The sequence below is a fragment of the Borrelia venezuelensis genome (assembly GCF_023035835.1).
In the GTDB taxonomy this organism is placed as follows: Bacteria; Spirochaetota; Spirochaetia; order Borreliales; family Borreliaceae; genus Borrelia; species Borrelia turicatae.
Genome location: NZ_CP073228.1, coordinates 20,556 through 30,617, shown reverse-complemented (window position 1 = coordinate 30,617; position 10,062 = coordinate 20,556). Strand labels below are relative to the sequence as shown.

The window sequence follows — 10,062 nt, the reverse complement described above, 5'->3', positions numbered from 1 at the left end:
ATTAATATGTTAATAGTATAGAACTTTTAGATATCTCTAATAATAGCATAATTATACACTGCATTTAGTAAAAGGTTACTTCTCTAAATAAAGAAAGCCCAATTTCTGTAGTTTTCTCATCTGAAAATCTTATATCATTGATAATACACTAATAAATAATATCTTTAAATTAAAAAAAGGCTACAATTTTACGTAGCCTTTTTGTTAAATCTAAAATAATAATAGGATTATTACTTTCTAATACCAAGGACCATCTTTATCAACAGCTCCCTGCACTACCTTAAGAGAATCTTTCATTTGTAGGATTGGGGATACTATTGCTTTATATGCTTCATATGGATTAGATTGTCCTTGGACCTTTGAAATTAAAGATTTCACTTCTGTTGCAAGTTTATCCAATCTGCTTTTTGCATGTATTTCCATTATGTATACAAAATTTGTTGCAGTTTTTGCACTCACTTGAATGTAGTCTAATAAGGTCTTAAGATCTTTTTCAAGGTTTTCTTTTGTAAATTCTTTAGCCTCTTCTCTAGATTTAGCTTTGGTAACAGTATCACTAGGATGTGTATAATATATTTTGGTTTGTTTATTTTCAAATAATATATAATTTCTAAATATTTTATCAATTGTATTAATTGCTGAACCTACATTATATCTAACACTTTCCAGATAGGACTTATATCTATTGTCTAACCTTATCTCCTCTTCATCATATTCATCTTCATCGTCTTCCAAATAGTATTGATCATAATCTTCTTCTATTTCATCAATGTATGAAATAGTGTTTGAACCTGCAATATCTTCTGGTCTTAAATCAGAGTCTATAGTAAAATCAATTTCATTCCTTTCAATAGTCTCCTTTAATTCACCACTTTCACTGCTAAGGAAAGTTGAACTTCCATGGGTCATTCTTGCATGCTCATAGGAATCATACATTGTTGAAACTGCAGTAATTGAATTTGCTCGCTCTATATCTTGTTGCTTTTGTATTTTTTCTTCTCTAAATTCAGATTTTGTACTTGATAACACAACATTTGGACTCTCTGCATTAAGAATGACATCATTTATTTCAAGGCCATCCTTAAGCATGGCTTCATTTTGTATATTATTCTGTTGTAATTCATCCTGAAGAACACTAGTTATATCGCCTGATACTACATTTTGTGCTAAATTATTAAAAGATTTCCTGCTACTAGTAGACGGTCTTTTCTTGATAGCCCTCTTTCTTTTCTTAGTAAAACTTCTAACAGATTTTTCACTAGCATCTAAAACAGAATTAACCTTAACCTTATCTAATAAACCTAGAGATTCCTCTTTAATTTCATCGTTAAATATTAAATCACAACTGATAAAACTCAAAAATAATCCCAAAGCTACATATTTATTTTTGAATTTCATTTCTCTCTCCTTTAAAACTAATATTAAAGATATAGCACTTTGAATAAGATTCAAGTCTTTATTAAAATAGGTAAAACCATTTGACTTTAGCTCTCTTAAGATATTACATTAATACTTTTTACTATTTTTTTGTGTTAATTCATACAGTAATAAACTTATTAGCTTGAACCTTAAAACTCAAGCTAATAAACTCAATTTATGCTACTTATAAAAAGTCATAACAAATAAAATTATGGAAGATTAGGTATTTTACCCCTAGTACTACTTCAACCCTAATGCTTGATGTGCACTCTTTAAAGCAACAAACGCTTCCTCTGCCTGCTTCATCGCATTTCTAAGATTATCCATCTCTGATTCTACTTTAGCAAACATATCTTCTGCTCTATTCAAACTAGTTTTTGCATCTGATAGATAATAATAACGTATAACATAATAATAATTACTTGACCTCAAATATCTTAACTCATCTAAAGCAGACTCCGTAAGACCTCTTGCATGTTCAACACTACTTCTTGCATGTTCTAATCCATTAACTGCATCTTTATATAATATCATCGCAATATTACTACTTGATCTAACATTCTCAATTGCTTGATCTAACTTTATCTTAACATTTTGATCAATACCATTTCTAGAAGAACTCCTTGCCCTATCAAGATCAGACTTAGCTTTCATAATATCAGTCTTCATACTCTCAAGCTTTAATACTGATGCACTTACCTCACTATGCATTGCCTCAATAGTTGCCAATTTACTATTAACTTTGCTCCTAATATCATTAGCCTTGATCTCTTGAGAATAAAGCTCATTCTCTTGCTCCTTAGTTAATGCATTAGATTGAGATACAAACTGTTGCTCTACTACCTCTTCAAGTCTTTCCTCTTTAAGACTTAATTCAATACCTTCTCGTTGTAAGTTCTTATTTATTTCTACACCTTCTTCAATCCTTACAACAATATCTGCTTGCTCTTCTTCAATCTCTTGATTTCCTTCTCTAGCGTTTAAATCTTTATTATCTTTGCTTTCATCTAAAAACTTTTCTCTTGCTTTGTCTAGCAAATCATTAAGGACATTTATATCACATGATAACAAACATAATAATGTTAACATACATACTGATAAAATACTTCTCTTCATATCTCCCCCTCCTGGGATATCAAATCATTTAATTATTGAATCTCGATAGTTGAAATATAATAACAATTACTGGTAAATATATACCTTTTATTTTAAATTGCAAATAAATTATTAAAATAATACAATAATCTCACTTTGACCTACTTAAAAACACAACAAAACTATTTCATTAAGTAAATTTATACAATAAAGAACAAAAATATAATCTTAATATAAAACTTGTAATCAATTACATCCAATTTACGCTTTAAAAAAATAAATAATTAAAAACAATTAACCAAAATAAACATATCATTCAATAAAAACAAAAACTAAGAAACCTAGTTCCTACCTTTACTTTCCGAATAATTCTACGCATTTACTAAACAAAACTAATCTTATAATAATCATTTGCCCTTAGTTAAAAAGGTTTAACCAGACCCTGTCTACTTATCTTTAGTACAAGTATTGAATACATCACCAAAATGCAAAGAAGGCAAACAATTCTTATAAAAAGAAGAGTTTCCCTCAAATGACTTTATTTAGTAGATTATTTAATTAGATAATTTACTTAGTAGCAGCAGGTTGAGTAGTAGTACTAGCTTCAGTAATAGTTTCAGAGTACTTTATTCCCTTAACAGCTTCTCTTATCTTATCTAGATTGCTTGATACTGTTTTTCTAATTATAAAATCAAGCACTCCTAGTACCTTATTTACAGCACTTACTGCTACTGCTTTAACAATAGCAACTTCAGTAGCATCATCATGCTTAGCAGTAAACTTACCAGTCTTAGTCATAGCTTTAAGAGCTAAGGCAGCTGCTAGGTTGGCATTAGTAGCTGCCTTAGCACCATTAGCATCAGCTGGAGTACCAGTAGCTAATGTTCCAGCGTCTTTATCGTTACCAGCAAGAACAGCGGTATCAGTTGTAGAATTTTTCATCTTCTCAATCATTGCCCATGGATCAGCCTTAGCTACTTCAGCTGCTAATTTATCACCAGCGCCCTGACCTGCATTATTACTCCCAATTGCAGCAGGAGCACTAGCAGCAGCAGCATTTACTGCATTACCAGCGGTTCCAGACTTGATTTCTATTCCAGATTTCTTTGCTGCATCAATAATAGCTTTAACTTCTTTAATAATAGCATCAACACTAGGCTTATCAGCAGCCACTGCAGACGCAGCACTAGCGGTATCACCAATCGGAGAATCGTCCTTAGTTACATCAGCAAGTTTAATTAAAGCAGAAATTAGTTGTTCAAAGACATCACTAGCACTGATAATTGCATTCTTAACAGCTTCAATTGTGCTGCTATTAGCATTTTTTGCTTCAGATATTTCACCTGATAGCTCATTTAACTTATTCTTAGTAGTTGTAAGTCCATCTCCGATCGTCTTAAAGTGTTCACCAACCTTACTTCTCTTGTCATCAGATTTAACTGCTGTAAGTCCCAAAGCGTCTCCAATAGCATTATCAAAAATGCCAAAAATCTCGTAAAATCTTTGCCCTATCTTTACTATAGAATCAAAAAATGTATTCTTACTTTCTAAAGCAAGTTTCTCAGCTTGAAGTTGTCCACTCCCACAGCTCATTAACAAAAATAAAATCATCAGTATACTTATATTAAACTTCCTAATTCTCTCTCTTAATCTATTCTTCATATTATAAAACCTCCTTTTTATCCTCTAAATGACAAAATAGTTAAAAACAACTTCGAATTAGATAATATAAAAAAGAAAAACAACTCTCATGCAGAAAGAATGAAGTGTTGCCTTTAAATAACTTTATTTAAGTTACATATCTCTTAGTAAATTCTAATTATTTCTGATATTAATTTTCATAAGATCTTTAACAAATTTAAGTCCTACATCAATAGTTTTGCTTATTGCAATAGTTCAAGTATTCTAATGCACTAGTAATGCACACTTACTGCCACTCCCTTTACCGCTTTCTTTGAATTATCAGCATTACTCATTATCAAACTTACCATTCTTAGCCATAGCTATTAAATCTATAGAACTTGCTATGGTTGTATATCTTTTGGATTTTGAATAATAAGTTTTCATCATTACAAATACCATTAGCAAAAGCTAACTCCGCATATTTAGCTTTTGCAACTCTACTATCTTTATTAACAGTAATGTCTTTAATATTTAAGACCCTGTTTTAGCACTAAATAAATTATCAATTTTTTTTATCATACTAAGAACAAGATTAGGTTTATCTGATTATCCATTTCCTTCTTTAAATACTAAATCAACAATTTCTTTTCTTTAATTTCCTCAACAAGGTTATTTACACTAACAGTATCAACTGCTATTTCACAATATCACCAATTGATGATACACCAATATCACCACTAATAGCTTTATTTGTTACTACAGCAATCTTGTCTAATATCCCTGTAATAAAATGTTTACATAATATTTTAAATAACGGTAAAATAATTTCCTATATCGCTATTTTTAATAACAACCTTAATCTCAAAAGAATCAAACACTATATAACTAAAGAAAGTAAAAACAAGTAATAACCCTTTTTCTAAATTAACTATAAGAGGTTAAAATAAAGTTTTAATATCATCTCATTACTACCACCTTACTACCGAACTATCCAACTTTTTAAGTTTAATTACAACAATATAGAAGGCATCACAGACTTATCTCTAAGATTGCCTTCTACTCTTACTTTTAAGTAAATAATCTAACTATCTATTTTATTGTTAACCTACTGGTTTTGGCTCTCTTGCTTTATCTACATCTTGTTTTATTTTCTCAAGTGTCTTCTTTACTGTCTTTTTAATTATATCTTCTACTGCTACTAATAGCTTATTGACTGCACTTATTCCTGCACTTTGTACTGCTTTTTCATCGTTATTATTATTTGAAGCTAGTTTACCATCTTTAACTAATGAACGTAATGCTATCCCTCCTGCTACTGCTGCTGCTTTTACTGCAGCTTGTGCTAAATGACCAGTATTATTTGTTCCTTTTGCAAATCCAATGGAGTTGTACCTGCTACTGCATTTCCTACTAGTGCTTTAACATCAGTATCCTTTGATTTAACTATTGAGTCTAGTATTTCTTCTCCACTCACTGCTGATACTATTGCTGTTGCTTCTGGTCCAGAAGCACCCCCTGCATTAGCACCTGCCGTTAAGACTTTAGCCCCATTTTCTGGATTAGCTATTCCTATTGAAGCTTGATTCAACACTAAATTACTCTCTTTTAAGTTTTCAATACCTTCTGTATTAGCTATCTCCACTATTCCTTTTAATGCTTTGTATACATTCTTTAATTCACCATCAGTTGCTGCTACTCCGTTTTGTTGGGAGGCTACCTTACCTACTACCTTTTGGTTAGCATCACCTATATTTTTTAAAGACTCTAAATGACCTTTTAATGTGTTTAAAGTAGTCTTAGCAGCATCAACTGCTTCCTTAATTGCCTTGTTTAATAGACCACCTTTATCAACATCTGTTTCTGAAATTTTTGCTAATTTCTCTAACTCTTTTGATGTTTCTCCAAGCTTAACACCTAGACTGTTAAAATAATCTCCTACATCACTCTTTTTTGTATCTTTAGTTACAGTAAAACCTAATGTATCTGAGAGTAACTCTAAAAATGAGTAAAAGACATTTTCAGCACTTCTACCTACCTCCATTAGGACTTCACTTAAACTGCTTCCACCTGTAGCTGCCTCGCCATCCTTACCAGCTTGTGGTTGTTGACCACTGCCACAGCTAATAAGTAAAAATAAAGACATAAGTATAGTTATATTAAAGTTTTTAATTCTCTCATTTAATTTATGCTTCATATTATAGTCCCTCCTTATTGCAAGATAAAAATAAAGTCATTAATAATGCACTTAAAGTAATTCTTTTCATTATTACGTGCCTCCTTTTCTCTCAGAGGGGGCAAGATATAGATAAAAGGAAAACAATTCTCATGAATAGAGAAAAGTTTTCCTAAAATGACTTTATTATTTCATTTACTTAAATCTTATTTACCTTCTTTTTTATTTATTAGCACTAGCTTCACTGGTTTGATTTGCCTCACTAACTACAGAAGTATCAGTAGAATTAAAATTCATAGCATCTTTAACAGTCTTAAGTCCTGTATCAATAGTGTTTCTTATCGCTATTGTTAGAGTACCCAATGCCTTAGTTACTGAACTTACAGTTGCTCCTTCTACTATTTTCTTTGCATCAGCAGCATTATTTCCATTAGCAAACTTACCACGTTTAGCCATTGCTCTAAATGCAATACCACCTGCAACTTCCGCATCTTTAGGAGCAGCAACACCGGAAGCAGCAATACCAGCAGAATTCTTAGCTAACTTAGCAGCATCACCATTATCCTTAACAATAGCTTGAAGAATATCAGCCCCAGTTACAGTACCAACTGCCTTAGCCGCATCAGTTGCCGCTTTTTTATCATCCGCACCAGCTCCAGCACTACCATCAAACAATTTACCTGCACCGTCATTATTCCTTGCGCTATTACCATCTTCAGCCTTTTTATTATCCCCCGCTTCAGGATTCCCCTTGTCTTTTAGTACTACATCTACAATAGATTTAATACCCTTTACTAGACTATCAACACCAGTTCCAGCAGCACCACCATTATTGTCAGCAGCAACATTACCAAGCAACTCATCACCTGTAGTACCAATAGCCTCACTAGCAGTCTTAGCCCCCTGGATTATATTATCAAGAGTGATTGTAACTAAATTAGTTACAGCGGTTTCAACTGCAGAAGCATTAGGATTATTCTCAGATTTCATATCAGCAACAATTTTATTAAGCTTATCCTTAGTACCTTGTACAGTATCCTGAACAGTTTTAAAGTAAGCTCCAACATCAGACTTTTTAGTAGTAGTATTAAACCCTAAAACACCTCCAACCATATCAGCAAAGGAAGTGAAAACATTTAAGATGTCATTACTTAAACTAATAACAGATTTTAAGAATTTATTCTGAGGATCTTCCGTCTTAGAACTGCCACTCCCACAACTAAGAAGTAAAAATAAAGTCATCAATAACGCACATAAAGTAATTCTTTTCATTATCACGTGCCTCCTTATTACTCAGGGAGCAAAATAAAAGGACAAGATGGTTAACAAGTTTTGAACATAAAATAAAAAAGCTAAAAACACAGATACTTTAACATTTCAGAGACTGTGTGCAATTCAACAATCAACCAAATTGATTGCTTTTAACAAAAAATTGAATTACTTTGTAAAAAAATAATTAACAGAAGGTCAATTAAAGAAGGGGCTAAGTAAATAAATTTACTTTACTAATAATGACATTAATGCTAAGAATATTCCTATATTAAGAGTAATAAGGGTACCAAACATCCAATTATGTAATTTTGATGTACTTTTAAATTCCATTCTGTTAATTTCCATATCTTTTCTAACAAGAGAAATTTCATTACTAACAGATGCAACATCAGACTTTAATTCAGCTCTAACAAAATCTATCTTATTATCCAGGTCTTTAATGTCAGATTTTAACTCATTCCTAACGTTATCAATCTTCACATTGAAGTTGTTTTCAACAATATCTATTTTATTATCAAGTTCATTAAATTTAGTGTCAATCTTCACATTGAAATTACTTTCAACAGAATCTATCTTGTTATCCAGGTCTTTAATATCAGATTTTAACTCATTTCTAACAATGTCAATCTTGTTATCAAGCTCAGTTCTAACAGAAATAATCTCAGATTTCAAACTACGTTCTAACATCTCAAACTTAAGATTAAAATTACTCTCTAAATACTCAATATCTTTATAAGTCAGTTCATTACGGTAATATCTTTTAGAGAGCTCATTTGCAACAAAATCTTGCATACCCATCTTTACAAATTCTTGGTATATAATCTCCTCTGTAATATGCCCATTAAAAATTTGTGTACTAGCAACAGAATGTAGTGATGAATCTTGCATAAAATCTCCTTATATAATTATTGTATAATATTTTAAGTGTTATAAAAACCTTACTTTAGTAAAATGTGACTTAAGAAGGTCCCTAAATCTAATATAAATGTTTAGTCTATTTTCTTTATCTTATACAAAGCTCAAATACAATTTTACCATCAATCTGTTGTTAAATGATTGCTATCAATACTATTTCAACCTGAGTATTATTACAAGATATAGCTAAAAGGAAAACGAATCTCATAAAGAGAAGAGTTTTCCTAAAATGAATTTATTACTTAGATTATTTAATTAGATAATTTATTTAGCAGCAGCGGGTTGAATAGTAGTAGCTTCAGTTGTTTCAATAGTAGTTTCAGAGTACTTTATTCCCTTAACAGCTTTTCCTACTTTATCTAGATTGATTGCTACCGTTTTCCTAATAATAAAATCAAGTACTCCTAATACCTTATTTACAGCACTTGCTGCTGCTACCTTCACTGCTTCAGCATCATCATTAGCAGCACTAAATTTACCACATTTAGTCATAGCTTTAAGAGCAACAGCTGCTACCAGATCAGCATTGGTTTTTGCACCATTATGATTATCACCACCATTACCAGCAATACCAACTGCAAGTGCACCAGCTTCATTATTATCACCAACAGCAAGAGCACCTTCAAATTTAGCATTCTTAATCTTATCAATCATAGCCCATAGATCAGCTTTAGTAACCTCATCAGCTAGCTTAGAACCAGCACCTGCAGCAGGTGCTGCAGCATCAGCTTTACCAACAAGTGCTGCTCCAGCAGTAGCAGCACCCCCAGCTACCTGAACACCAGCATTTCCAGCTTTAACCTTTACTCCAGACTTATCTGCTACATCAATAATTGCTTTAACTTCTTCAATAACAGTTTTAACGCTAGCCACTTCAGCCCCAACAGCAACAGCCTTAGCACTCTTAATCTTATCAATCATAGCCCATGGATCAGCTTTAGCAACTTCAGCTGCTAATTTATCACCAGCCCCTGCTGCTGCAGTACCAACAAGTGCATCAAGTGCGGTATTAGCACCAGCAGCAACTTTAGCACCAGAACTTCTTCCTGTTTCAATCTGTACATCAGAGCTAGTAGCAGTTTCAATTATTGCTTTAACTTCTGCGATTACTGCATCAACACTAATCTTATCAGCAGACTTTGCTGCCTCAGTACCATTGTCACCAATAGGAATACTACCGCCTTCTTTAGCTACACTAGCAAGTTTGCTTACAGAATTAAATAGCTTTGTAATAACATTAATAGAATTGCTAATAACAGTTTTAATTGTACTCATATCAACATTCTTTACTTCAGATATTTCACCTGATAGAATACTTAACTTATTCTTAGTGTCTGTTAATCCATTTCCTATCTTTTCAAAATGTGCACCTACCTTATCTCTAGTATCATCAGATTTAATAGCACTAAATCCTAATAAATCTCCAAAAATACTAAAAATCTCTTGAAACCCATGTCCTATCTTAACTAATGAATCAAAGAAAGAAATTCTAGATTAAGAAGTCAATTTAACTTCTTAGGTTTGATTACAACAATATAGAAGGCATCTTAGAATAAATCTAAGAT

6 protein-coding genes and 1 pseudogene are annotated in these 10,062 nt (G+C 31.9%); all 7 read right to left on the bottom strand.

Annotation, left to right across the window (positions count from 1 at the left end; translation table 11 throughout):
- Positions 1–237: 237 nt before the first annotated feature.
- On the bottom strand, positions 238–1,398 hold the full coding sequence (locus tag bvRMA01_RS05870; protein WP_247032782.1) for a ferrous iron transporter A: 1,161 nt from the start codon (positions 1,396–1,398) through the stop codon (positions 238–240).
- 261 nt (positions 1,399–1,659) lie between these two features.
- Positions 1,660–2,535 (bottom strand): hypothetical protein, encoded by an 876-nt coding sequence (locus bvRMA01_RS05865; protein ID WP_247032780.1) that lies wholly within the window; start codon positions 2,533–2,535, stop codon positions 1,660–1,662.
- Positions 2,536–3,081: 546 nt separating this feature from the next.
- Entirely contained in the window at positions 3,082–4,152 is a 1,071-nt protein-coding gene (locus bvRMA01_RS05860; protein ID WP_247032791.1) for a variable large family protein, read from the bottom strand.
- Between the two features lie 1,085 nt (positions 4,153–5,237).
- Positions 5,238–6,331: pseudogene (locus tag bvRMA01_RS05850) on the bottom strand (variable large family protein).
- Positions 6,332–6,532: 201 nt separating this feature from the next.
- The gene (locus bvRMA01_RS05845) at positions 6,533–7,582 is read right to left on the bottom strand and encodes a variable large family protein (protein ID WP_433996734.1); all 1,050 of its coding nucleotides are present in this window, start codon (positions 7,580–7,582) and stop codon (positions 6,533–6,535) included.
- A 225-nt stretch (positions 7,583–7,807) separates the two neighbouring features.
- Entirely contained in the window at positions 7,808–8,470 is a 663-nt protein-coding gene (gene bdr / locus bvRMA01_RS05840; RefSeq protein ID WP_247032778.1) for a Bdr family repetitive protein, read from the bottom strand.
- A gap of 291 nt (positions 8,471–8,761) precedes the next feature.
- On the bottom strand, positions 8,762–9,937 hold the full coding sequence (locus bvRMA01_RS05835) for a variable large family protein (RefSeq protein ID WP_433996735.1): 1,176 nt from the start codon (positions 9,935–9,937) through the stop codon (positions 8,762–8,764).
- Positions 9,938–10,062: the final 125 nt, after the last annotated feature.

Excerpts from the sequence above, each read along its gene's own strand:
- bvRMA01_RS05865 (WP_247032780.1), bottom strand. The coding sequence starts at position 2,535 with ATGAAGAGAAGTATTTTATCAGTATGTATGTTAACATTATTATGTTTG.
- bvRMA01_RS05870 (WP_247032782.1), bottom strand. The coding sequence starts at position 1,398 with ATGAAATTCAAAAATAAATATGTAGCTTTGGGATTATTTTTGAGTTTT.
- bvRMA01_RS05845 (WP_433996734.1), bottom strand. The coding sequence starts at position 7,582 with ATGAAAAGAATTACTTTATGTGCGTTATTGATGACTTTATTTTTACTT.
- bdr (WP_247032778.1), bottom strand. The coding sequence starts at position 8,470 with ATGCAAGATTCATCACTACATTCTGTTGCTAGTACACAAATTTTTAAT.